The organism is Moraxella caprae DSM 19149 (genome assembly GCF_000426885.1).
GTDB classification, from domain to species: Bacteria; Pseudomonadota; Gammaproteobacteria; order Pseudomonadales; family Moraxellaceae; genus Moraxella; species Moraxella caprae.
The window spans coordinates 1-24,082 of record NZ_AUGF01000018.1 but is presented as its reverse complement, the minus strand read 5'-3'; the positions used below and the strand labels follow the sequence as shown (position 1 = coordinate 24,082).

Annotated in this window: 28 protein-coding genes and 1 pseudogene; 10 read left to right on the top strand and 19 right to left on the bottom strand. The window is 44.5% G+C overall.

Annotated features, from left to right (window positions below; genetic code table 11):
- Window positions 1-65 precede the first annotated feature (65 nt).
- Both K941_RS0106650 and K941_RS0106645 read right to left on the bottom strand, forming a co-directional pair.
- Window positions 66-758: a c-type cytochrome gene (locus tag K941_RS0106650; RefSeq protein ID WP_029103004.1), complete on the bottom strand. Its 693-nt coding sequence runs from the start codon at window positions 756-758 to the stop codon at window positions 66-68.
- A 296-nt stretch (window positions 759-1,054) separates the two neighbouring features.
- Window positions 1,055-1,351: a c-type cytochrome gene (locus K941_RS0106645; RefSeq protein ID WP_029103003.1), complete on the bottom strand. Its 297-nt coding sequence runs from the start codon at window positions 1,349-1,351 to the stop codon at window positions 1,055-1,057.
- A gap of 206 nt (window positions 1,352-1,557) precedes the next feature.
- Here K941_RS0106645 and yihA point away from each other — a divergent pair, with 206 nt between their 5' ends.
- Both yihA and rsmI read left to right on the top strand, forming a co-directional pair.
- Window positions 1,558-2,247, top strand: a complete 690-nt coding sequence (yihA, locus tag K941_RS14985) for a ribosome biogenesis GTP-binding protein YihA/YsxC (RefSeq protein WP_084137698.1) — start codon at window positions 1,558-1,560, stop codon at window positions 2,245-2,247.
- A gap of 95 nt (window positions 2,248-2,342) precedes the next feature.
- A complete protein-coding gene (gene rsmI / locus K941_RS0106630) occupies window positions 2,343-3,173 on the top strand; it encodes a 16S rRNA (cytidine(1402)-2'-O)-methyltransferase (protein WP_029103002.1) in 831 nt (276 codons plus the stop codon).
- A gap of 48 nt (window positions 3,174-3,221) precedes the next feature.
- On the opposite strand, the pseudogene K941_RS17970 reads toward rsmI, so the two are convergent.
- Together K941_RS17970 and K941_RS17965 are read right to left on the bottom strand one after the other, a co-directional pair.
- Window positions 3,222-3,701 (bottom strand): annotated as a pseudogene (locus tag K941_RS17970) (DUF711 family protein); the annotation flags it as partial.
- A gap of 82 nt (window positions 3,702-3,783) precedes the next feature.
- Window positions 3,784-4,587 (bottom strand): DUF711 family protein, encoded by an 804-nt coding sequence (locus tag K941_RS17965; protein ID WP_167539589.1) that lies wholly within the window; start codon window positions 4,585-4,587, stop codon window positions 3,784-3,786.
- A 152-nt stretch (window positions 4,588-4,739) separates the two neighbouring features.
- Here K941_RS17965 and K941_RS0106620 point away from each other — a divergent pair, with 152 nt between their 5' ends.
- Together K941_RS0106620 and K941_RS0106615 are read left to right on the top strand one after the other, a co-directional pair.
- Entirely contained in the window at window positions 4,740-5,186 is a 447-nt protein-coding gene (locus K941_RS0106620; RefSeq protein ID WP_029103001.1) for a GatB/YqeY domain-containing protein, read from the top strand.
- Window positions 5,183-6,211 carry a threonine aldolase family protein gene (locus tag K941_RS0106615; protein WP_036387729.1) on the top strand — a complete coding sequence of 343 codons (1,029 nt, stop codon included), beginning with the start codon at window positions 5,183-5,185 and terminating at the stop codon, window positions 6,209-6,211. The genes K941_RS0106620 and K941_RS0106615 overlap by 4 nt, the downstream gene beginning before the upstream one ends.
- A gap of 126 nt (window positions 6,212-6,337) precedes the next feature.
- On the opposite strand, the gene K941_RS14970 is transcribed toward K941_RS0106615, so the two are convergent.
- The 3 genes from K941_RS14970 to K941_RS17075 are packed head-to-tail and all read right to left on the bottom strand — an operon-like array spanning window position 6,338 to window position 8,405.
- Complete coding sequence (locus tag K941_RS14970; RefSeq protein ID WP_051225929.1) at window positions 6,338-7,903, bottom strand: M48 family metalloprotease; 1,566 nt, start codon at window positions 7,901-7,903, stop codon at window positions 6,338-6,340.
- A 32-nt stretch (window positions 7,904-7,935) separates the two neighbouring features.
- Entirely contained in the window at window positions 7,936-8,250 is a 315-nt protein-coding gene (locus tag K941_RS0106605; RefSeq protein WP_029102999.1) for a hypothetical protein, read from the bottom strand.
- Entirely contained in the window at window positions 8,247-8,405 is a 159-nt protein-coding gene (locus K941_RS17075) for a hypothetical protein (protein WP_156892307.1), read from the bottom strand. Before K941_RS17075 ends, K941_RS0106605 begins: the two co-directional genes overlap by 4 nt.
- A gap of 168 nt (window positions 8,406-8,573) precedes the next feature.
- Between K941_RS17075 and K941_RS0106595 the strand changes: the two genes are divergently transcribed.
- The gene (locus K941_RS0106595; RefSeq protein ID WP_029102998.1) at window positions 8,574-10,076 is read left to right on the top strand and encodes a YihY family inner membrane protein; all 1,503 of its coding nucleotides are present in this window, start codon (window positions 8,574-8,576) and stop codon (window positions 10,074-10,076) included.
- 22 nt (window positions 10,077-10,098) lie between these two features.
- On the opposite strand, the gene K941_RS0106590 is transcribed toward K941_RS0106595, so the two are convergent.
- Genes K941_RS0106590 through trhP form a run of 6 tightly spaced genes read right to left on the bottom strand, consistent with a single transcriptional unit; the run spans window position 10,099 to window position 13,338 of the window.
- Window positions 10,099-10,356, bottom strand: coding sequence for a YfhL family 4Fe-4S dicluster ferredoxin (locus K941_RS0106590; protein ID WP_029102997.1), 258 nt, complete (start codon window positions 10,354-10,356; stop codon window positions 10,099-10,101).
- Window positions 10,356-10,676: a DUF4298 domain-containing protein gene (locus K941_RS0106585; RefSeq protein WP_029102996.1), complete on the bottom strand. Its 321-nt coding sequence runs from the start codon at window positions 10,674-10,676 to the stop codon at window positions 10,356-10,358. Before K941_RS0106585 ends, K941_RS0106590 begins: the two co-directional genes overlap by 1 nt.
- Window positions 10,677-10,733: 57 nt before the next feature.
- The gene (locus K941_RS16365; protein WP_019519409.1) at window positions 10,734-11,138 is read right to left on the bottom strand and encodes an FKBP-type peptidyl-prolyl cis-trans isomerase; all 405 of its coding nucleotides are present in this window, start codon (window positions 11,136-11,138) and stop codon (window positions 10,734-10,736) included.
- Between the two features lie 16 nt (window positions 11,139-11,154).
- Window positions 11,155-11,583, bottom strand: coding sequence for a type II toxin-antitoxin system VapC family toxin (locus tag K941_RS0106575; RefSeq protein ID WP_029102995.1), 429 nt, complete (start codon window positions 11,581-11,583; stop codon window positions 11,155-11,157).
- Between the two features lie 9 nt (window positions 11,584-11,592).
- Window positions 11,593-11,901 (bottom strand): hypothetical protein, encoded by a 309-nt coding sequence (locus K941_RS0106570; protein WP_029102994.1) that lies wholly within the window; start codon window positions 11,899-11,901, stop codon window positions 11,593-11,595.
- A gap of 21 nt (window positions 11,902-11,922) precedes the next feature.
- Window positions 11,923-13,338, bottom strand: coding sequence for a prephenate-dependent tRNA uridine(34) hydroxylase TrhP (gene trhP, locus K941_RS0106565; RefSeq protein WP_029102993.1), 1,416 nt, complete (start codon window positions 13,336-13,338; stop codon window positions 11,923-11,925).
- A gap of 332 nt (window positions 13,339-13,670) precedes the next feature.
- Here trhP and K941_RS0106555 point away from each other — a divergent pair, with 332 nt between their 5' ends.
- Window positions 13,671-14,669, top strand: coding sequence for a homoserine kinase (locus K941_RS0106555; RefSeq protein ID WP_029102991.1), 999 nt, complete (start codon window positions 13,671-13,673; stop codon window positions 14,667-14,669).
- A gap of 330 nt (window positions 14,670-14,999) precedes the next feature.
- Here the strand turns inward: K941_RS0106555 and K941_RS0106550 are convergent, their stop codons facing one another.
- Both K941_RS0106550 and K941_RS0106545 read right to left on the bottom strand, forming a co-directional pair.
- Window positions 15,000-16,079, bottom strand: coding sequence for a zinc-dependent alcohol dehydrogenase family protein (locus tag K941_RS0106550; protein ID WP_029102990.1), 1,080 nt, complete (start codon window positions 16,077-16,079; stop codon window positions 15,000-15,002).
- A gap of 440 nt (window positions 16,080-16,519) precedes the next feature.
- Window positions 16,520-17,167 carry a UPF0149 family protein gene (locus K941_RS0106545; RefSeq protein WP_029102989.1) on the bottom strand — a complete coding sequence of 216 codons (648 nt, stop codon included), beginning with the start codon at window positions 17,165-17,167 and terminating at the stop codon, window positions 16,520-16,522.
- A gap of 147 nt (window positions 17,168-17,314) precedes the next feature.
- Here K941_RS0106545 and K941_RS0106540 point away from each other — a divergent pair, with 147 nt between their 5' ends.
- Both K941_RS0106540 and K941_RS16800 read left to right on the top strand, forming a co-directional pair.
- A complete protein-coding gene (locus K941_RS0106540) occupies window positions 17,315-17,680 on the top strand; it encodes a hypothetical protein (protein WP_029102988.1) in 366 nt (121 codons plus the stop codon).
- 20 nt (window positions 17,681-17,700) lie between these two features.
- Window positions 17,701-18,297, top strand: coding sequence for a cell division protein ZapA (locus K941_RS16800; RefSeq protein WP_084137694.1), 597 nt, complete (start codon window positions 17,701-17,703; stop codon window positions 18,295-18,297).
- Between the two features lie 88 nt (window positions 18,298-18,385).
- Here the strand turns inward: K941_RS16800 and K941_RS0106530 are convergent, their stop codons facing one another.
- Entirely contained in the window at window positions 18,386-19,090 is a 705-nt protein-coding gene (locus K941_RS0106530) for a YggS family pyridoxal phosphate-dependent enzyme (RefSeq protein WP_029102987.1), read from the bottom strand.
- Between the two features lie 165 nt (window positions 19,091-19,255).
- Between K941_RS0106530 and K941_RS0106525 the strand changes: the two genes are divergently transcribed.
- Together K941_RS0106525 and K941_RS0106520 are read left to right on the top strand one after the other, a co-directional pair.
- The gene (locus tag K941_RS0106525) at window positions 19,256-20,302 is read left to right on the top strand and encodes a type IV pilus twitching motility protein PilT (protein ID WP_029102986.1); all 1,047 of its coding nucleotides are present in this window, start codon (window positions 19,256-19,258) and stop codon (window positions 20,300-20,302) included.
- 9 nt (window positions 20,303-20,311) lie between these two features.
- Window positions 20,312-21,436: a PilT/PilU family type 4a pilus ATPase gene (locus tag K941_RS0106520; RefSeq protein WP_029102985.1), complete on the top strand. Its 1,125-nt coding sequence runs from the start codon at window positions 20,312-20,314 to the stop codon at window positions 21,434-21,436.
- 50 nt (window positions 21,437-21,486) lie between these two features.
- Here K941_RS0106520 and fur read toward each other — a convergent pair whose 3' ends face one another.
- From fur to K941_RS0106505, 3 genes are all read right to left on the bottom strand, one after another.
- Window positions 21,487-21,933, bottom strand: coding sequence for a ferric iron uptake transcriptional regulator (gene fur, locus K941_RS0106515; protein ID WP_029102984.1), 447 nt, complete (start codon window positions 21,931-21,933; stop codon window positions 21,487-21,489).
- A gap of 208 nt (window positions 21,934-22,141) precedes the next feature.
- Window positions 22,142-23,029, bottom strand: coding sequence for a class II glutamine amidotransferase (locus K941_RS0106510; RefSeq protein ID WP_029102983.1), 888 nt, complete (start codon window positions 23,027-23,029; stop codon window positions 22,142-22,144).
- Window position 23,030: 1 nt separating this feature from the next.
- Window positions 23,031-23,717 carry a hypothetical protein gene (locus tag K941_RS0106505; RefSeq protein ID WP_029102982.1) on the bottom strand — a complete coding sequence of 229 codons (687 nt, stop codon included), beginning with the start codon at window positions 23,715-23,717 and terminating at the stop codon, window positions 23,031-23,033.
- Window positions 23,718-24,082 lie beyond the last annotated feature (365 nt).

Sequence of the window (24,082 nt, the reverse complement as noted above, 5' to 3'; positions counted from 1 at the left end):
AAAATCAAGCAACGACAAAACCCCAATCAAGGGGTTTTATCACACACAAGTCTAAATCTGACAAATCAGTGAACGGCACTGATAAATTCAGAAAGCATCTTGATGTCTTTATCAGACAGTTTGGCTGCCACGATTTGCATCATGCCTTTTTCGTCTTTTTTGGCAGAGTCGTTGGTACGAACCTGTTCTGCCATGAGACCTTCATCTTCACGACCTGCGGCACGGAACAGTTTTAGCTGAGTTGAGATATAGGTAGCATGCTGACCGCCAATGCGTGGGAACGCCGCCCAGTTATTGCCTGCCCCTTTGGGGTCATGGCACCCTGCACAAGGGATGATACCACGACTCTTGTCACCACCTAGGTAGAGTTTTTGGGCGGCGGCGTTCGTGGCTTTGTTGCCATAACCTGGTAGCCACGGGGCTTGACTGGCGTAGTAGCCTGCCACGTTAGCAAGATCTTGCTGGGTAAGTCCTGCAAGTTGTGCCTGCATGATGCCATTTTTTCTAGCACCTGTTTTAAAATCGACCAGTTGCTTGTATAGGTATTTGATGTTTTGACCGCCCAAATTTGGCTGAGCTGGGGCGACCGAGACACCATTGGCACCGTGGCAAGCGGCACAGTTGGCATCTACGATGGCTTTACCTGCTTCGATGTCAAAGGCAGGAACAGTTGGAGCGGCAGTGGCGGTCAAGGCGACAAAACCAAAGCCTGTGACGAGCAACATTTTGGCTAGCATGGCTTTGGCTGACAAATTCATGGCTTTCATAACAATTTCCTACTAACTTCGGGGTAATCCCCGTGTCTTGGGTTTTGTATCTTTTTATTTGGCTTTTAAAAGTCAAATGGGTAAATCTTGCTTATTATAGCAAGACTTCGCTAAATTTTCCTACAAAAATTGTGGTTTTGGCAACATTTTTTTGCAAAAAGATGAGATTTTAACAAAAAATTATCAAATCAAGCCATCATCATTAACTCATGATTGACAAAAGCCATAAAAATGGGGCATGTACCCAAAGATGATGTTGTTGTTTTGGGTGAATATGCCCCAGTTTTTTATTTTGCCATGTAGTCAATCAATGCCCGAAACTCATCATCGCTACATGTTTGGCACAAGCCCTTGGCAGGCATTTGGGGCATGCCTTTTTTGGTGTTTTTGACCAAGGTTTCCATGCCTTTTTGGGCTTTTAGCCTATCCCATGTGGCTTTGTCGCCTTTTTTGGGGGCGTTTAAGGCACCGCTATCGTGGCAGGTGGCACAGGTTTTTTGGTAAGTGGTGGCGACATCGGCATGGCTTACACCTGTGGTGACTAGGGCAAGACTGGCAATGGCGATTTGTAATAATTTTGACATAATAACTCCCACTAAGGGTAATTTGGGATAAATGTGAGAATGGTTGTTTCTCTTTATGCTTTTATTATGCAAGTTTTTTGCCAAGTTGCAAGGGATATTTGGTAACTATGCCGAATGCGACTTATTTACCCTTTGGGTTTTTTATCGCTATTTTATGGCTTTCATGATACACTATTTTATCATTATTAGCAGTTATATTTGACATCATGACCACCACCGACTACCAAAAAATCATCCGCCAAACCGCCTTTTCACTCTCCGCCCCCACCCTAAAACTCTGCCCGCCTGATACAGGCTTTGAAGTGGCATTTGCAGGGCGGTCAAACGCAGGTAAGTCGTCCGCCATCAACACCATCACCCACCAAAAACAGCTCGCCCGCTCGTCCAAAACCCCAGGGCGGACGCAGATGATTAACTTTTTTAATGTCGGCTCAGAACATAGTCGTATCGTGGATTTGCCCGGCTATGGCTATGCCCAAGTGCCAGAAGCGATGAAAATCAAATGGCAAAAAGAGCTTGAAAATTACCTTGTTCATCGTGAAAGTCTGACGGGGCTAATTTTGCTCACCGACATTCGCCACCCGTTGAAGTATTTTGATGAGCAAATGCTCCATTGGGCAAAGGACGGCGACTTGCCCGTTCATGTGTTACTCACCAAAGCGGATAAATTAAAACATGGGGCTCAAAAAACTGCTCTTTTGCAAACCAAAAAACAACTGCAAGCCTTAGACTTGCCATTTTCCGTTCAGCTGTTTTCGGCATTAAATAAAGAAGGGCTAGATGAATTGGCGGGTGTATTGGGAAATTGGTTACATTTGGGTAAAACTTTAAATTTAGAGAATTCAGGTGTGGATAATATGGATTTAGAAAATGATACATCGGATAATACAGAATGAAATAATGATAATTAAAAATTTGTGAATTATTGTAGGGGAAAATCACATTCGCCCAAATAAAATTAACACTCATTATTTAAATTAAAAAGGCAAAAATGACAGGCATTTTATATATCGTTGCCACCCCCATTGGCAATCTAAACGACATGACGGCAAGGGCGATTGACACCCTAAAATCTGTGGACGTAATCGCGTGCGAAGACACTCGCACCAGTGGTAAATTATTAAGTTTTTTTAACATATCCACGCCCACCACCGCCTATCATGAGCATAATGCCGACACACAGACGGCACGGCTTATCGAGCGATTACAAGGCGGTCAATCAGTTGCTCTGATTTCGGACGCTGGCACACCGCTTATCTCTGACCCTGGTTATCGACTGGTGAAGGCGTGCCATGATGAGAGCATCACCGTTGTGCCGATTGTCGGGGCGTGTGCGGTCATCGGGGCGTTGTCTGTGGCGGGTTTGCCGTCTGATAAGTTTAGTTTTGTGGGGTTTTTGCCCGCCAAACAACATGGGCGGATAGAGACTTTAAAGGCGTATCAAGCTCATACTGAGACGCTGATTTTTTATGAAGCACCGCACCGCATTACAGACTGCCTATCCGATATGGCGGACGTGTTTGGCGGTGAGCGAGAAGCCACGTTGTGCCGTGAGATTAGTAAAACCTTTGAGACAATAAAAAAATTACCGCTGGCTGATTTATTAGAATTTGTAAAGAATGACCCCAACCAACAACGTGGCGAGATTGTGCTGGTTGTGGCAGGTAATACCCAAAAAGAACAAAAAGCGGATTATGATGAATGGCTACTTGCCATTGCCAAAGAATTACCACCAAAAAAAGCAAGTGCAATTGTGGCGGATGTATTGGGTATTAAAAAAAGTGAGATTTATAACAGATTACTCATATTAACACAAAAATAATTAAGACAAAATAAAACCCAATAAAAGTGATGTTTATTGGGTTTTAGATTAAGGCAATGCCATCACCGCACAATTGCACAAATCATCACTATCAAATGTTGTCATTTGTCCTTGTGTGAGATTGGGCACGGGAAATAAACGCACCGTCAAAGGTTTATTGAGACGATATGCCATTGTGCCTGTATCACGCATGATATGTACGATTTTATCAAATGGCGTGTTACCTTCAATTGGCACAGTATCAAGTCCAATACCACAAACACTACTAAATGTCAGCAATCCATGAATATCAAAATCACTCCTTTGTGTGCCAATCGCCAATCCTGTATCCTCAGTAACAGCAAGCATAAGTCCGCTAAATCCCACCTGTGTAACCGCAATACTTTTAAATACTTTAGTTAATAATGCTGAAATCTCAACCGTACCAGATGCCCCAAAAAATGGCACGCCCAATAATTCATAAAGTTTTGTCATTGATGAGCAATTTTTTGATGGGGCAGCAGAAGTGTCAATGCCAATAAAACGATAATTAGACTTCCTGCAAAACTAGGCTTTCCGTTCGCCCCGAGCTTGTTGAGGGGTGGCGGAAAACCGTTATGGTTCGACAAGCTCACCACGAACGGTTTTCCTTATTTTTGGGTTTTGCAGGAAGTCTATTATCTGTTAATGTGGTGTTATTGACAATGTTGTTGATTGGTAAAATATGCTGACTTAGGGCTTGGTGCATGGTTTGATATGCCAATTGCATAAAATCAGCGTGGCTTAATTGTGATTTTTCGTGTTGAATGTCATTTAAGGCAGAAACCAATAAATCAGGCGTTTCAAGTCCCACTACTAACACATTGCCTAATTCGTTACGATGATAACTGGCAGGAAAATAAGGAATGAAAGAATTGCAATTAAAATTGACGGTAAAATTAAAGTTACCTTGTCCATTTGGGGTAATGTTGGCGATGTGGTTAATGGCGTGAACGCTGTTCATGATTTTTTCATTGTCCAAAAACCCATGCTCATCAACATCAATATTCACACAAGCATTGCATAAATCGCCATAATCTTTAATCAGCTCTGGTAATAAAGCGATTTCTTTGGCGGTTTTAGCCTCACCAATGGCAAATCTTAGGCGTAAAGGATTGTCTTGATTGAGTTTATTTAAAATATTTGTCAAATCAGACAAATCTTGTTTGGCAAAATCAAAATTATCCGTATTGATGTATTCACCAAATGGGTTTGTAACCAAACGAAGGGATTGTACAATATAGCCATGCTCCATTAATTGATTGGCGACTTTTTGGCAATTGAGTTTGGCGACATTTAAAATATTTTCCCAATCATTTTTATCATCAGACAAACAAATAAAAGCGGTAACCGTACGAACTTTACATAAACTTTTATCATAGATTTTTGACAGCATACCCATCATTTTCTCCTAAATGATATGATAAATTTTGGGGGTTTTTGATTATACAATATGAATATTTGTTTTGCAAGTTGCCAAATCATGATTAATTTTATCGCAAATCTAACCCAAATTTGCTAAAATACACCATTTAACAGGAGACACTCATGACCCTAAAAGTAACCCTAACCGACACCATCAAAACCGCCATGAAAGCCAAAAACATGGAGCAAGTCAAGGTTTTGCGGAACGTGCAAGCCGTCATCAAACAAGTAGAGATTGACGGACAAACAGAGCTTGACGACAAAGATGTACTGGCGATTTTACAAAAACAAATCAAACAACGCCAAGAGTCTTTGGGTATTTATACCGCCAATGGGCGTGATGATTTGGCACAAAAAGAGCAGTTTGAGATTGACGTCATCTCTGCCTTTTTGCCCGAGCAGTTGTCCGATGACAAGCTTATCGCCATCATCAATGAGACCATCAGCGAGCTTGGTGCGTCTGGCATAAAAGACATGGGGCGTGTGATGAACACTGTCAAAGACAAGACCGTAGGGCAAGCCGACCCTGCTATCATCTCAGGACTTGTCAAAAAGGCATTGACCGCATGAGTACGAATGCCCAACATAATTTTGCTTTTGCCTCTGACAACTATTCAGGCGTACATCCTGCCATCATGGATGCACTTATCAGTGCCAATAACGGACATGACAAGGCATACGTTTACGATAGCCACAGCCAAGCTCTGGCGGAGCATATCAAACAAACCTTTGGCGAGCAGGCAGTTGGTTATCCTGTTTTTAACGGCACAGGGGCAAATGTTTTGGGGTTGTCGGCGATATTACCACGATTTGGTGCGGTTATCTGCACCAATCACGCCCACATCAACAATGATGAAAGTATCGCTCCGCAGTATGTTGCAGGGATTAAGCTGTTGGTGATTGATAGTGATGATGGCAAGCTAGATCCCCAAAAAATCCGCCACTTTATTCGCCCATCCGAGCACCACCCACAGGCTCGTGCGGTCTATATTAGTCAAACCACTGAGCTTGGTACTTGTTATAGTCTTGATGAGCTTGCCAATATCCGTCAAGCTTGTGATGAGTTTGGGCTGTATCTCTACATTGACGGGGCAAGGCTGTCCAATGCGGCTGCCCACTTGGGTTGTCGTTTGGTGGACATTGCCCAGTTTGCTGATGTACTGTCGCTTGGTGGTACCAAAAATGGCATGATGATGGGCGAATGTTTGGTGTTTTTAAATCCCAAACTGGACAAGGATATTTTGCACTTACGCAAATCCAGCATGCAACTGGCATCAAAAATGCGGTTCATCTCAGCTCAATTTGTGGCGTGGTTTAAACAAGAGCTGTGGCTGTCGCTTGCCAAACATAGTAACGATATGGCAAGCTATTTATACAGCCAAATCAAAGACTTAGACGGCGTTGTCATCACCCAAAAAGTCCAGAGCAATGCTGTGTTTGCCATATTGCCGCCCGATGTGGTTACAAAATTACACGATGACTTTCATTTTTATGATTGGAATGATGAAACGGGGGAGATACGTCTGATGATGAGTTTTGACACCACCAAAGAGCAAGTGGATGAGCTTGTGGAAAAAATTAAGGCGTATTTATAAGGTTAATTTATCTATCAAAAAGCATTGCTATATTGGCAATGCTTTTTTATCACCTTTAATAAATCATACTCTTTTATCAGTCCTTATTTTTAAAAACACCAATCATAACCCAAATTACAACACAAATCACGGCTTATAGTCCTTAGCCTGCACCACCATCACCTTGCTTTGCTCCAACATGGGTAGTAGGTTTGGGTGGTGGGCTTTGGCGACTTTGGTGGCTTGGGCGTTGGATTGTAATGCTCCGTCATATTTGCCACCCAACAGCTCTACCTGAGAGCTGGCGTGTAGGGCGTGTATGGTGGCGATGTTTTTGTCCATGCGTGATTTTTCGTAGGCGTGCTGTACCCTTTGCCACGCCTGCCTATCGTGGGGTGTACGCTCGGTCAAGGGGTTTAGCAGTGCCAATGCTTTGGCAGTCTCGCCTGTACTGACATATGCGTCCGCCAAATGCAAACGCAAATCTCGGCGTTCGGGGTATATCGCTTGGCAAGATGACAGCACCGACACGGCTTGGGCGTGGTCGTTCATCTTGGTGAGTACATGGGCGTGGGTTAGGCAGACAAGTGGGTCGGATGGGTCAAAAGAAGCGTTGGTAAATAGGCGTAGGGCTTCATCAGTGCGTGCGTTGTCCGCCAGATACATGATAAGAGCAAGCCTTGCCCCGTCACTGCGTTTGGCGTGAATGGTCAGCTCATCCAGACCTGACTGTTTGGTCAGATAGCGAAGTCGCCATGTCAGCTTGTCAAAGAGACGGGCTTGCTGTTCACGGGCGACCATGCTTGGCACAGGATAGTCTTTGGCACGACTCATCGATTCGCTCAGACGCTCGGCGGTAAAGGGGTGCGACTGGATAAAGCTCGGCACAAAGGCGTTTTTGGAGGTGGTTAGAGAGAGCTGTTTATATAGGCGTTCAAAAAAGCGGGGCATGGCGGCAGCGTCATAGCCTGCCTGCACCAAAATCTGCTGACCCATTCTGTCCGCTTCTCGCTCATGCTCACGGCTGTGACTGGCTGCCGTCTCTGCGGTGGCGGTCTGTGAACCTATCATGGCAGCTGCCGCCACGTCGCCACTGACCGAGCTTGCCACTAGGGCTGCCAGCAGTCCGCCGATTTGTAGGGCGATGAGTTTTTTGCTGTTGTCTTGGCTGTGTTCGTAGTGGCGTTGGGATAAATGGGCGATTTCGTGAGCGATGACGCTTGCCACTTCATCAAGCTCGCCTGCCGATAGTATCGTGCCTGTGTTCATGCCGATGACGCCCCCCGGTACGGCAAAGGCGTTGATACTGCTGTCATTGATGATGGGCGTGGCGATGAGCGACTGGGTGCGAACTATGGCGTTCATTTGGGCAGCCATGTCATTGATGACTTGATTTGTCCATGGGTCGTCAATGAGTGGCATGGAGCTATTGATTTGGCGTAATGACCACAGGGCGATTTGGCGATTGATGTACTGCTCGTTAAAGCGAGTGCCAGTAACGATGTTCGGAGCTAGGGGCTGTGAGCGTGGTCTGTCATGCCTTGAAGTGCCAAACTGCCCCATGCTGGTGCCATGATACCCCAACTGCTCGGCGTGCCTGTCATAGATGAGCGATGTGCGAGTGATGCTCTCGGGCAGTGTGTCATGGGCAAAGGCGGTTGGGATAAGTGATAAGCCGATGAGTAGGGGTAGGTATTTTTTATAAGTTATCATGATTTTGCCTGATTATTTTCAACTATTTTTAACTATTTTCTTATTTTATTTTTGTGCATGGGCGGTAGGCGTCTTAACAGGATAAACAATAAAACATTGATGATAAGCAGTAATAACGTCTCAAAGCCAAACCCCACACTGATATACATGGGCGAATGCTCAAAGACATGAATAAACCAATACACACCTACAAAGCCCAAATAAATAAGCATGACCAAACTTGCCACAATCAGCCCATAAGGGGCGTCCGCCCGCTTGATGGCGGGGGTGAGCAGTAGGGCGGGGATGAGTTTGGCAAATTGCCATATTACGCCAAACACCATGCCAGTCCCCACGCCCCCATTCATGCCCAGATTGGCCGACCTGTACTGCCAAACGCTAGGCTGGCAAGCACAGGATAAATGATAAGGCAATACAACAGCCACACCACCCACGCTCGGCGAAGGGTGGACTGTATGGGAGTAATGGGCTTGGGTGCTTTGTCTGATGTGGGCTTTGTCATGATAATGATGGCGTGATAAATTATCCTATTATACCCAAAATTTAGCCAAAGTTATCATTGATGTTTTTTTAAAAAAATTACACAAACATAAAGCAATTTTGTGGTAATATTTGTTAAACTACGTTAAATTTTAATATTGATTTATACCGAAAAACCACCCCAAAGCTCATGATTCAACTTCTTAACAAACTGCCCTTTGCCCATCATTCTTGGTTTATGTATATTCGCCTGCTGGTGCGTCACTTTTTGGATGATAACTGCACCCAAAAAGCTGCCAGCTTGACTTATACCACGCTGTTGTCGCTTGTGCCGATTCTGACGGTGATACTCGTGGTTTTTTCAAGTGTGCCTGCCTTAGAGGAAGTGCGTGGGCAGGTACAGCAAGCCATTTATAGCAATCTTATGCCGTCATCGGGGGCGGCGATTTCTCAGCACATGGACAACTTTGCCGAAAAATCCAGCAATCTAGGGATTGTCGGGGTGGCGGGTGTTTTTGTGACGACCATCATGACGCTCATCACCATTGAGACGGCGTTTAACCAAATTTGGCGAGTCTCAGAACGCACAGGGGGCATGGCAAGCATTGTCCGTTATTGGACGATGATTACGGTCGCCCCCATCATTTTGGGCGTGGCATTTGGTGCGTCCAGTACCATCTCGGGGCTATCGTTTTTAAATCAGCAAGTGGCAGGCTATGGCATTGATTGGGAGATATGGGCAAAAATCATCTCGTTCTTGTTCACGGTTGGTGGCTTTATCGCCATGTACTGGTTCATCCCCAAGGTTAAAGTTCCCCTAAAAAATGCCGCCATTGCAGGCGTGGTCGTGGCGATACTCTTTGAGACCTTAAAGACGGTCTTTGGGACGGTCATGACCAACTTCACCAGCTATGAGGCCATCTATGGGGCGTTCGCTGCCATTCCTGTGTTTTTGATGTGGCTGTATCTGTCGTGGAACTTGATATTGCTCGGGGTGGAGATGAGCTACACGCTTACCATCTTTGACAGCAAAGAAGTGGCGGTACGTCATCCACTGCTTAGCCTGCTTGACATGCTTAATTTGATTTATAAAAAATATCAAGTGGGCGAGACAGCAAGCGAAGCTGAACTGCGGGGAGTGCTGGGACGTAAAGAGACGCCAAAATGGAATCTGTACATCGATGAGTTGGCGACCAACGAACTCATCACTCGCACCGAAAATGATGAATATACCCTACGCACGGACTTGAACACCGTGAGCTTGTGGCAGTTTTATAAAATCATGCCTTATCCTTTGCCCATCAAAGATGAGATGAGTGCCTTAAATAAAGCGGAATATGACCCATGGTGCGTGGAACTGTATCGTAACTTGGAGCGGATTGAGGGCATTGCCAAAGATGAGCTGAACATGAGTTTGGCAGAGCTGTTTAAGACCGCCCCGCTACGAGCCAAAGAGTCTGTGGTGCGGATGACTGCCCAAAATGCCGACCACAACAGCGACACAGACGGCTTTAATGCTGATGCCAAAACAGTGGTGGATGAGCATGGCAATAGTGTGGTCGTGCCAATGGGGGAGGCGAGCTTTACCGAGAGTAACATCACCAAAGCGGTCAGACTTGCCAAAAAAGGCTGGCATTGGTATGGTCGGGGCAAAAAAGCGGTTAAGGACGCCAAAAAGGGCATGGAGAGCTAAAACGGTAAAGGTAAAATGGGGGTCACCTCCCCCAAATCCGTTTATATTTTGCCATCAAATCGTCAGGATTTTCGGGTCGTTCATCGTCCTTGATAATACAGTCAATCGGGCAAACTTTATCGCAAGTTGGCTCATCATAAAAGCCCATGCACTCGGTGCATAGGTCGGGGTTGATGACGTAGGTTTTTTGCCCTTTTTGGTCATAAAAAATGGCTTCGTTGGGGCATTCTGGCTCGCAAATGTCGCAGTTGATGCAGTCGGTGGTGATTTTAAGTGCCATTATTCGCCAGCTTTGTCCAAGCGCTTGACGCAAAACCGCATAAAATCCCACAGCGTGCTGTCGTGGTCGTGTACCGCATTCCAAATAGCATCTTCGCTCATCACGCTGTACTCGCCATCGGTGGTCAAATCCACTGCCAAGCCATCTTCAATCTGCTCAAAAATCTCACGGTACTCGCCATCAAAATAAAAATGCTCCAATTTGCCCATCAGCTCGGCACTTTTTGCTAAGTCTTGTTTGGCGATTTCTAGGCGTTCGTGGACGGCAAGCCATTCTTTATAAATGGCTTGGATTTCGTTAATGCGGGTTTGAGTGGTCATAGCTGCTCCTTTTAAAAAATAATAGGCATTATCGCACATAATGTTTATGTACTAAAATTAAGGATTGATACGCAAAAGCTCAATGCGGTATTTGGCGGCTTGCCTACCGCTTTTGCCTTCTTCTTGGTAGCCTAAATGAGTGGGAATGTCAAATTCATAAGTTGCACCCACAGGCATTAAAAGCAGGCTTTCTTTTAATCCTGTGAACATTTCGCTGACAGGCAAAATCACAGGCACACCGTTTAACGTACCCTCCAATACCTCGCCTTTGGCATTATAGGAAGTAAAAAGAATTTCTACCTCATCGTGCAAGGCGGGTTTTTTGCCATGACCATCTTGGATAATGCGATAGGTGAGTCCCGATGTGGTGCTGTGGGTAGGTGTGTGAGTAAAGGCGGTAGCGGTCAAAGGACTTTGGGCTAGAATGGCACACAGTATCAAAGCAGGGTATTTGATGTTCATAAGGTCTCCTAAGTGGTTATGCTAGAAATTCAAAAGGATTGATTAACTTAACAGGCATACCGTCAAAATCTTTAACATTGCGAGTGGCAATGGTTAAATTATGGGCGATGGCGGTTGAAGCGATATAAGCGTCATTTAAAGCTTTTGGATTTGGGACATTTAAACTGGCGTAAATTTGAGCCACTTGTTCATCAACTGGCAAAATTCTATTGGCAAATTTTACCAAAACCCAGTTGTTTAGCCAATCTTCCAAAACATCTGCTTGCACAAAATCGTGATTATGGCGTTTTAGTAAAACCCCAAGTTTTAATTCTCGAATCACAATCGCACTTAAATACACTTTTGAAAAATCCAAAGTGTTTGCCCAAGCGACTACATTAGCGTTGGCTTTATTTTGTTCTATTTTTCTGATTTCAGAAATCACATTGGTGTCAAGTAAAATCATTGTACTTTCTCAATCATCAAATAAAGTTTCCAATTCGCTAAAATCTGGTGGCAAATCTTTAAATTCAGGAATGTCAAAATCCATATCGCCAATCGCCTTATATTCCATACACGCATCATATAAAGTTTTTGGTTTTGTTGGTTTTTTTGGCGATAAATCAGACAATAATTCTTGTAGCTGAACAAAAGTAGAATAATCCAATTCTAGCGTAACTTTGGCAACATCATCGCTATTTTGTTTTTTAATAAAAACACTATTGTCCTGCAAAGCGGTATATAACCGCCCTGCACTGATGTTAATATTAGGATTTAAATTCATTTAAACTCCTTATGGATTTTTTTAAGTAAAAATCGGTTCATCTACCTTTTTCATTACAAGGGCAAATTTTAACACTTCTTTGTCCATTTCTTTAAAGGGATTGTTAATTTGGCAAATCCAACCAGAGCCGAGTGCTGATTCTATTTCATTGCCTTTTTTGTCCCAAAGTTTATCAAGGGTATAAATCAAATTGCCTTGCGGGGTCATAATTTCAATTTCATCGCCTTTGCTTAATTTATTTTTGACGGTCAAAGTTAATTTGTCATCATTAATGTCCAAAACTTCCGCCACAAATTGCTGATGGTCGGTTTTTGATGAGCCGTATTCATAATTTTGATAATCCGAATGAATGTGCCGTCTTAAAAACCCTTCGGTATAGCCACGATTGGCAAGACCGTCCAAAGCGGTAATCAAGCTTGTGTCAAATGGCTTTCCTGCGACCGCATCATCAATGGCACGGCGATACACTTGGGCGGTGCGTGCCACATAATAATGCGATTTGGTACGCCCTTCAATTTTTAATGAATGCACGCCCATGTTTACCAAATCAGGCACTAACTCCACTGCACGCAAATCTTTGGAATTCATAATATAAGTGCCGTGCTCGTCTTCGTACATCGCCATAAGCTCGCCTTTGCGACCTTGCTCTTCTAACAACACTACTTCATCGGACGGCTTTTCTACATAATCATCACCCATGACGACATCGCCATTTAGATTGACGTTTTTGATCTCGCCTTGACTGGGGACAAACACTTCTGGACTGGCAGGGATGATATCGCCTGTTTCGTTTTCCACCGCCTTATAAGTGTTGTACGACCAACGGCAAGCATTGGTGCAAGTGCCTTGGTTAGCATCACGTTTGTTAATATAACCCGATAGCAAGCACCGCCCCGAATACGCCATACAGAGCGCCCCATGGACAAAGACTTCAATTTCCATATCAGGCACTTCGGCGATGATTTGCTCAATTTCTTTTAAGGATAATTCACGGCTGACAATGACACGAGACACGCCCATTTGTTTCCAAAATTTTACCGTTGCCCAGTTCACCGCATTGGCTTGCACCGACAAATGAATGACTTGGTGCGGAAAATGCTCCCTGACCATCATAATCATGCCAGCGTCCGACATGATGAGAGCGTCAGGTTTCATCTCAATGACGGGGCGAATGTCTTCAATAAAGGTTTTTAATTTGGCGTTGTGGGCTTGGATATTGACCACCACATAAAATTGTTTGCCAAGCGAATGGGCGTAGGCAATGCCCTTGGCAAGATTTTCTTCATCAAAATCATTATTACGCACTCGCAAAGAATAACGGGCTTGCCCTGCATACACAGCGTCCGCTCCATAGGCAAAAGCGTATTGCATATTTTTAAAAGTGCCAGCAGGGCAAAGAAGTTCGGCTTGTTTTTGGCTTGGCTGTTTAATTGTCATGGCTTGGCTCGTTTTGGCTAAATTTGTTAAACTTGTTATTATATCAAAATTCGCCCATCAAATTCATACTAAATTTGTAAGATTAATTTGGTGAAGTTGAGACTGGCTTTTATGAAATCAATAATAACTTCTTGCGATACTAGGCTTTGTTTTCGTCCCGAGCCATGCTTGCGGGTCGGAAAACCATTATAGGCAGGCACAGCTCACCATGAACGGTTTTCTTTAATTTTAAGTTTACAATAAGTCCAATGCTTAAAAAGTCAAAAAGTAGTCGTAAATTTTTGCAAAAAGTTTTAAAATAAAGCTTTTTATTCAACAAAAAAGGCCAACCCATGTCCGTCTATACCCACCTATCTGATGATGAATTTTTTGCGTTTTGTGGTTTGTTTGGCGTAAAATTTAAAAAAGCCATTCCGATTACCCAAGGCATCAAAAATTCCAACTGGTTTATCCAAACCGACAGCGACGTGGGCGATGAGTTTAGCTATGTGTTCACGCTATTTGAGGAGCGTGTGCCTGCTGATATTATCAAAATGGCAACCGTCATGCACGCCCTAAAAGACAAATTACCAATCGCCCCACCGCTTGTCAAGCTCACCGCCAAAGGCGATGACATCGGCACCGACTGCGTCATGCGATACGAAAACAAAGCAATCCTAGTTGTGCCAAAACTCTCAGGTTCACACCCAAAAACCACCGATGAGCCAATGTGCTTTGAGATGGGCAAGGCACTTGCCACCTTGCACAATACCCTACAAACCTTAGAGCCTGCCGAAAACTATGGCGTGCCACTGTACAACTGGACAAGGGTCAAAGAGCGTGAAACCGCCTATATGCCGACCGATGAAGCTCGCCTGATGAACGACATCTGGACAGCCTACGCCAATCTGCCCGATGATTTGCCTAAGGGTTTGTGCCATTTGGATATGTTTACTGACAATACCTTGTGGGATTTTGCAGGCGATACGGCTACACTTACGGGACTTCTTGACTTTACCGAAGTGTCGGTGGAGCATTATTTGATGGACATTGCCATTACCATTAACGATTTTTGTACCACTTGGGGCAATGCGACAGACGGCGAGAGCGTGAATTTTAACACCGACAAAATGAGTGCCTTTATAGACGGCTATGAAAGCGTTCGCCCCTTGATGGACAACGAAAAAACTGCCCTGCCTGTCATGCTTGCCTACTCTGCCACGATTTTTTGGCTACTACGCCTAAATGTGATTTATTATAACCGCGAACAAGGGCGGACGGGCGATGACATTATGGTCAAAAATCCTGATTTGATGAAACGGTTGGCGAGTTTTCATTGGAGACGAGTGTAATGTCAGCAAAACCCAAAATATGGATCGACACGCTTTACTTAAATAACATTTACTCAAACAGCGTGGGCTTGTCATAAATGACGATGAATATCTGCAAAGTCTGGGGTGTTATCGCCTAAGCGGTTGTATTTATTCGCCAAGTACAAATCAGTCAAAAGGGTCAGTAAGCTGGTTGCTGGCACTCGTTTTATGCTATTTTGGATGTAAAAATCTCAACCGTTGGGTTTGGCACAAAAGCCCAACTTGCAGGCTAACATCAACAAAGTCTTAACCCATCCATCAAAAAACCACAAGCTTTAAAGCTTGTGGTTTTTTGATGCAAGATACCAATCAATATTCAATAATCACTTTCATTGCCTTAGTCTCACTGGCGTGTTTGAAAACATCGTAGGCTTTTTCGATGTCGCTAAACTTAAAGTGGTGCGTTGCCAGTTTTTCCATCGGCAATTTGTTGCATTCGCACGCCTTAATCAACATACCTGTGGTGTTGGCGTTGACTAGCCCTGTGGTGATTTTTAGGTTTTTAATCCACAGTTTGTTCAGCTCAAAGTTCACAGGCTGACCGTGTACGCCCACGTTGGCGATGTTACCGCCTTCTTTGACGATTTTTTGGCAAATGTCCCAAGTTGCTGGATAACCAACGGCTTCCATCGCACAGTCCACGCCACGACCACCAGTAATTTCTAACACTTTGGCAACTGCGTCTTCTTTGTCAGGGTTTACGGTGTGGGTCGCACCCATTTCTTTTGCCATGGCTAGGCGGTTTTCGTCCATATCAATGACGATGATGGTAGATGGCGAGTACAGCTGACCTGTCAAAAGACAGCCCATACCCACAGGACCCGCCCCCACGATGGCAACGGTGTCCCCAGGTTTGACATCGCCGTATTGTACGCCGATTTCGTGACCTGTGGGCAGAGCGTCCGACAAAAACACCGCCACATCGGTGTTTAGGTTGTCGGGCAAAATGTATAGCGAGTTGTCGGCAAATGGGGTACGCACATATTCAGCTTGCGTGCCGTCAATCATATAACCCATAATCCAACCGCCATTTTGTTGGCAATGAGAGTACAGCTGTTTTTGGCAGTTTTCGCACGAACCGCAACGGCTAATGCACGATACAATGACACGGTCGCCTTTTTTGAAGTTTTTGACGGCAGAACCGACTTCTTCAACGATACCAATGCCTTCGTGTCCTAGGATTCGCCCGTTCCACTCGCCTGTTTTTTCACGGGCGACCGCTTCAATCTCTGGGTTTTTGCCTTTCCAAATGCCAAGGTCAGTACCACAGATGGTGGTTTTGGTCATTTTGATGATGGCGTCGGTTGGGTCAATGATGGTAGGCTTTGGACGGTCTTCAAAACGAATGTCGTTTTCGCCATAGTAGGTCATTGCTTTCATGGTGGTCATGATATACTCCTGATGAACAAATGAGTGGGCTTTTATTTAATATAACAGAAAATAACGCCCATTGCTAATAAAATTTTAATGACAAATTTCCAAATTAATCCCAATAAAAAATGATTGGCATTGATTGGCGAATTAATTGATATGTTATAATATTTTATTTTAAAAGTAGAATTAAATTTTTATAAATAAGTAATTTATTTTTAATAAAAATTTTTTTATTTAAATTTTTATTTTTTGATAAGATATTTTTATGATGAATTATTTATATGATAATTATTAAGACAATAAAAAAGGGTATTACTACCCTTCTAAAAGTATTTATCAAATTTTTGCAAAGCCAATCTTTTTATCATGCTAAATTATCACAAAACAATACAAAACTGTTATTTTTTAGCAAACTCGCCTTGAATGATTGTTGCGTTAAAAATTTAAGAGAAATATCATTGCTTTTTATCCATCGCATTAAACACAGGGGGCAGCTTCTTTTGGGCTTCGTGTTCTTTTTGGATTTCGCTGGCGGTAAGACGGTCGGGGGATAAACCTTTGATGATGGACAAATCCGTCACGTTTTTGCGTTTGCGGTTAGATAGGCTCACTGGCACCATACGGGCAAATTCAAATAAGTACAAATACTCTTCTTCATCGCCATCAAACTCATCTTCTTCATCAGGGCGGATACTGGCGATTTTGGCAAGGTCAGCCACCTGCTCACGCTCATCCGCCGTCAGAGCCACTTCTGCCACGCCAAGTCCTGTGATAAAGCCCCCTGCCCAGTCTTTTAGTGCCAAAAACCGCTCAGACAGCTCATGCTCATCATCAGGCACCAGTGGCTCATAGCCATAGGCATCATCTTTGTCTTTTAGGGCAAAACTCACGTCTTCGCCATACTCCGCCAACAGCTCCAACGCCCGCTCATCGGGCAGGGCAAAGCTAAGCTCGGTCAATATCGCCGACCATCCTGCCACGTCCGTGGGATGACAGGCGGTCATCAAAGCACTCATGAGACCATGTAGCTCGCTGATAGAGACATCTGTCCATGTGCTAAATGCTTCTGTCCAGTCATTAAATCCTGATAAATCGTCACTCATAAGGCTCTCGCTGTTGGTTAAATTGCCCTATAAATGCCGTCATTTTGGCAAAAGTCAAGGGCGTTTTGTGTTTTTAAAATCTCATGCTACAATAACATACCAATCATCGCTAACAATCGCTTATCGCCCATTATCCTAGGAACACCCATGCTAACCCAATTACAACTCTTAGAGCAGACCATCGCCGAGCTAAAAGCACGCTATAACATCACCGCCACCGAACTTGCCAATCTCAAACACAAATTGGCACATGATGACAGCCCCCGTCAAATCAGCCAGTTACAGCTTGAAATCAGCCAAAGCAAAGATGAAAATAACGCCTTGCACGCCCGTATCAAAGAGTTACTGTCCGCCCAAGATGAGCTGGACAAACGCCTAGATGAGCTAAGTCAAGACAACGAACGTCTAGCCAAACAAAACAGCGAGCTTGCCGAGAAAAACGCCCTTGCCATCAGCCGTGCCGAAGTCATCCAAACATGGCTTAGCAAAATTGATAACCAAAATCACCAATAAAAATCAACAAGGACACACTCATGAACATTCATTCTGCCATCAAATTCGGTGCCAAAAATAACATCAAAGTCAGCCCATCGCATGAGACATCTGCCCCAAGCGAGCCGAGCAAGACCGCCGAGCAAAAAACACAACAAAACCTAAATTCAAGCCAAAGTTCAAACCAAAATCCAAACCAAAACCAAAACACAGAAAATCCAGCCCTTGCCAAATCTACCACGCCCACGCCTGCTCTAAAAGCAAGCGACAGCACGCTTGACAATATTGGCAACACCACACCCAAAGCCCCGACCAAACCTGCCGATAAGGCGGACAAGCCGAGCTTTAAGGCGGTTGATTTGAGCATTGCAGGGTCATCGCACCGCATTACCTGCCCTGTCGATGAAGTGGCGCAGTTGGAGCAAGCAGGAGCATACATCAATGACAAAATCCGTGAGCTTCGCCGTGCCGTCAAAGGAAAAAACCCCAGTAACGAAGAGCTGTTGGTACTGACTTGCTTGGAGCTGTACGACCAATGCCAAATCCTAAAAAACGACCGCAGAAATCAACTGCTAGACAGCGAACGTGCCAAAGCCCTGATTGAGAAAATCACCAAAGACGCCCGTTCGGTGTTGTAAAATCCTTATAAAGTGATATTAAAAAATGGCGTGTTAAAACGCCATTTTATTTTTTATAAATTTAAAAATCTTTTAAAGACTTTTTAAATCAACCATAATCCCGCTCGCCAAATATCGCCGTCCCCACTCGCACCATGGTTGAGCCGTGGGCAACTGCCTGCTCCATGTCGCCACTCATGCCCATGGATAGCGTATCAAAGTCGGGCAAATCAAAACGCCCTTTGATGTCATCGAATATCGCTTTGGTACGGACAAATGCGTCCGTACCGTCTTTGCTTGGGATAATCATCAGCCCACGCAAGGTTAGCTTTGGCAGGCTCATCACGGTTTGTACCAACCCATCCAACTCATCAATGCGACAGCCTGATTTACTCGCTTCATCGTCGATGTTGATTTGGATAAGCACGTTTAGGGGTGGGCGGTCATCTGGGCGTTGGTCGTTTAGCCGTTCGGCGATGATGGCTCGCTCCACCGTCTGCACCCAGTCAAAATGCATGGCGATGTCACGGGTCTTGTTCCGCTGAATATGCCCGATGTAGTGCCATGTTATCGGCAGATGTGCCAGTTCGCTCATTTTTATCAAGGCTTCTTGTAAGTAATTTTCACCAAATTGGCTTTGTCCTGCCTGATACAGCGTGGCAATGTCTGATGATGGCTTGGTTTTTGAGACGGCAAGTAGTACCGCTTTGGGGTTGGCCTGATAGGTGTCATTGATGGCGTCTAAGCGTTCTTTGACTGCCGTATGCCGTTCGATGAGTGCGTTGGACGATGAATGATGGGGAGCTTGTGTCATGGTTTTTCCTTAAATCTTTGTATTTTAGCAGAAAATCCCCACAAATGGCATAAACTTTGGCATAAAATGGATTGTAATATCTGACGGGACGTGCTTTAATGGCAACGCAAAATATTGTATAATAAGCCCATAATTTATCTGGTTTATTCATTTTAAGGCAACCCCATGTCAGCTCCTAGTATTGAAGACCTACTGCGTTTTGTGGTAAAAAATAAAGCGTCCGACTTGCATTTATCGGCAGGGCTACCGCCCATGATTCGTGTGGACGGTGAAGTGGTGCGTATCAACACCCCCGAGATGGATCACTCTACTGTGCATAAGCTCATTTATGACATCATGAATGACAAACAACGTGCCGACTACGAAGAGTTTTTAGAAACTGACTTCTCGTTTGAGATCCCAGGTCTGGCTCGTTTTCGTGTGAACGCCTTTAACCAAAACCGTGGTGCTGGTGCGGTATTTCGTACCATTCCATCCAAGGTTCTGACCATGGAAGATTTGGGCATGGGTCCTGTCTTTAAAAAGGTCTCCGACTTTAAACGTGGTGTGGTACTGGTTACAGGTCCGACAGGCTCGGGCAAATCGACCACGCTCGCTGCGATGATTAACTACATTAATGAGACCCGTAAAGAGCATATCCTAACCATCGAAGACCCCATCGAGTTTGTCCACGAGTCCAAAAAATCGCTCGTCAACCAACGTGAAGTACACCGTGACACCCTAGGCTTTGATGCTGCCTTGCGTTCGGCACTGCGTGAAGACCCTGACATTATTTTGGTCGGTGAGATGCGTGACTTAGAGACCATCCGTCTTGCCCTAACCGCTGCCGAGACAGGACACTTGGTGTTTGGGACACTACACACCAACTCCGCTGCCAAGACCATTGACCGCGTGATTGACGTATTCCCTGCCGCCGAAAAAGACATGATTCGTGCGATGTTATCCGAGTCCCTGCAAGCGGTTATCTCGCAAGCCCTACTCAAAAAAGTCGGGGGCGGTCGTGTGGCAGCTCATGAAATCATGCTTGGCACGCCTGCCATTCGCAACCTTATCCGTGAAAACAAAATCGCCCAAATGTACTCTGCCATCCAAACAGGGGCAGGCGAAGGCATGATTACCCTTGACCAGACCTTAAAGAACTTGGTCTCATCTCGCACCATCACTAAAGAGACGGCACGTGTCTATGCCAAACAGCCAGAAGCGTTCTTATAAGGAAGCAACATGGATTTTGATAAACTACTACAAGTGATGATTGCCAAAAACGGCTCTGACCTTTTTATCACCGAAGGCGTTCCCCCATCACTCAAAGTCAATGGCACCATTTTGCCCATGACCAGAACGCCACTGACCGCCGAGCAGACCATGGCACTGGTAACCAGCATCATGACCGAAGCTCAGAAAAAAGAGTTCCATGAGACCAACGAGTGCCAATTTGCCATCTCTGACAAAGCCGAAGCGGCTCGTTTTCGTGTGTCGGCGATGATTCAGCGTAACAAGGCAGCGATGGTACTGCGTAAGATTGAGACACAAATCCCCACCACTGAAGATTTGAATCTACCGCCCATCCTAAAAGAGCTTGCCATGAAAAAGCGTGGCATTATCCTACTTGTGGGTGCGACAGGTACGGGTAAATCCACCACGCTGGCTGCCATGATTGGCCATCGTAACGAGAACTCTCGTGGTCATATCATTACTATCGAAGACCCGATTGAATACGTTCATCAGCACAAAGGCTGTATCGTTACTCAGCGTGAGGTGGGTATTGACACGCTCTCGTTTGAAGAAGGTCTAAAAAACACTCTACGTCAAGCCCCTGATGTCATCCTTATCGGTGAGATTCGTAACCGTGAAGTCATGAGCTATGCCATCCAGTACGCTGAGACGGGTCACTTGGTGTTTGCCACGCTCCACGCCAACAACGCCAACCAAGCCATCGACCGTATCATTCACTTCTTTGAAGCGGACAGACACGGACAGTTATTCATGGACTTGTCACTCAACTTGCGTGCCATCATCGCCCAACAGCTTATCCCAACCCCTGATGGCAAAGGTCGCCGTGCCGCCATTGAGATTTTATTGGGTACACAGCTCATCGCTGACTACATTCGCAAGGGCGAGATTCACGAGATTAAACCTGTGATGAAACGCTCTCGTGACATCGGCATGCAGACCTTTGACCAAGCGTTGTTCGACTTGTATGAATCAGGACAAATCACCTATCAAGATGCCATCAAGCATGCAGATAGCCCGAACGACCTACGTCTACAAATCAAACTCGAAAGCAAAAATGCTGTGGTCGAAGAAGAGTCTGCCAAACTCTCTATTGATATGGGCGATTATAATTGACACACCCACAAAAAAGACTGGCAATGACCAGTCTTTTTATAACGCTTGATTTAGCTTTTATTGGCAGGGTCAAGGGTCTTTTGACACTCTTCGTTGTCGCACACGCCATGCAAGACCAGCGAATGCCCTGACAGCTTGAAATTATACTTCTCGGCGATTTTCTCTTGCTCATCTTCGATGATGGCATTATGAAACTCTTCAATCTTACCACAAACATCACACACCAAATGGTCGTGGTGTTCTTCTTGGGCAATCTCAAACACCGATAGGTTATTTTCAAAATTATGACGTTCAATGATGCCTGCCTGCTCAAACTGAGTCAGCACACGGTACACCGTCGCCAAACCAACATCTTCACCTTGCTCGGCAAGTGCCTTATACACGTCTTCGGCACTCATGTGGTGGTGTTCTGCGTTCTCTAATAGCTCTAAAATCTTCATGCGGGGCAAGGTTACTTTTAGACCTGCCTTGCGTAAATCTTTATTGGTAAAAGCCATGTTCATCACCTTTTAAATCGTGGACTTGGTCGCTGATTATTGATTTTATCAATCATCACAGCTCTTTTGATTATCATTTGATAATCAGTTACAAGATAGGTGTACTTTAACACACTTTTGATAAAATTTCATCCATCAATTGAGGATTTATGGATAAAATGCCTGATTTTTGGGATTGGTTTTTTTAATGCCATCTAAAATACCAAAACTAAACACTCGCCCCCACACTTCTTGCCAAGGCAATGCCGTCTTCGATAGACAGATAGGTTTTTTTGCTGGGTGTATTCTTAAACACCACGTCGCCGTCCCTAAATACCACACATTCGTCCACGGCAATCTGTTGCCATTTTTCGTTGTTGGTGAGCGGTATGGTAACGATGACGGTAACTTTGTCTTTGGCGGTAGTCAAATCGCCAAAATTGACGCTCATCTCGCCGTCTGACAAATTAGCCTCGCCAAAAGGGGCTTTGCGAGTCAGATAAAAAAGCAGACTGCCTGCGTAGGCAAATTGCCAATTGCCATTAGAAATCAAGCAGTTAAAAAGTCCATTGGCGGACAGATAACGGCATTGTGCGGTCAAAAAGGCAAATAACGCCTCATCGGACGGACGGGATTTAAAGGTGGCTTTTAGACGGTTTAACAGATAACAAAACGCAAGCTCGCTGTCGGTCGTGCCTACGGGCGTATAATGCTCGGCATTGCCGTTGGCGTGTAGGCGTTCGGTGCGACTGATAAAGCTCGCTGTCATCTGCCCGTTGTGGGCAAATACCCACTGCTCACCCCACACTTCACGCACAAAGGGGTGTAGGTTGGATAGGTTGCTTTTTTCGCCTGTGGTCGCCCGTCTGATGTGGGCGATGACGTTCATGGCTTTTATGGGGTAATGGTTTATCAAATCCGCCACGGGCGATAGGTAGCTTGGCTTGTTGTCGTGAAATTGGCGAAGCCCGATGTTGCCCGATTCGCTTTTTTCAAAAAACGCAATGCCAAAACCGTCCTCATGGTGGTCGGTCAAGCCCCCACGCTGGCGAAAGCCTGTAAAGCTAAATCCGATGTCGGTGGGGGTGTTGCAGTTCATTCCAAGTAGTTGGCACATATTAGTTGGCTCGTTGTAATAATTTGGGTTGGATATAGGTTTTGTGATGCCAGTCGGTCATTTGCTCGGCTGTCATTTTGACCCAATGCTCGGTGTTGATGGTTTTGTCTTTTTCAAAATCTTTTAAAAGATTTAGGGTGTCTTTGAGTGTTTGCTTTGCCAATAAATAAAAAGCGTTATTTGGCATATTTAATACAACATCATAATTGTCAGGCATATCATTTTTATAAATGGCTAATGATGATTGATTGATATAATCAATGCGTTTTAGGGCAAATAAATAATCCCCCAAATGCTCTAATTTTGCGATGTCGTTTTGATGATAAATAGGGATTTCATTAACCCTTAGATTGTATAATAATTCGTATATTTGTGTTTGTAAAAGTTTGCCTGTTTGTTTATCCAAAATAAATCGTCTGTTACGTTTGTCAGTTGCGATAATATGTTTATCAGTGGTGTATTGAACGCAAGCGATATTAAACTGAACATCAGCTTCTAAATGCGGGTCTAACACTTTGTCATTTTCCAATGACTTAGTATGCCAAAGTATTTGCTTATTTTCAATTGGCTTTGGGTGGATTGTGTTTGTTTGATTGTGCGTGGAGTAAGACGCTTCCACAAAATTGCCATGACTTCTATAACGGATGTTATTTTCATCAATGGCAGGGCAATTGGCAATTTTAGCCATGCTTGACTGGGGTGTTGACCATAAGCATGAAAATAATACCAAGACGGATAAGTGTTTAGTAGATTTCATCAAATATAATTTCCATACAGCTGGTTGAATAGACTTCCTGCAAAACCCAAAAATAAGGAAAACCGTTCGTGGTGAGCTTGTCGAACCATAACGGTTTTCCGCCACCCCTCAACAAGCTCGGGGCGAACGGAAAGCCTAGTTTTGCAGGAAGTCTAATGATGATTTATCAATCAATAAATTTACCAAAACTGCATTTAATATTGGCTTGGGTATGATGGTTTTCAAATAGTTGGTATATGATTTTCTCTTTTTGTAATCTTGCGTGACAAATTATGCAAGTTTACACTATGGTGAAG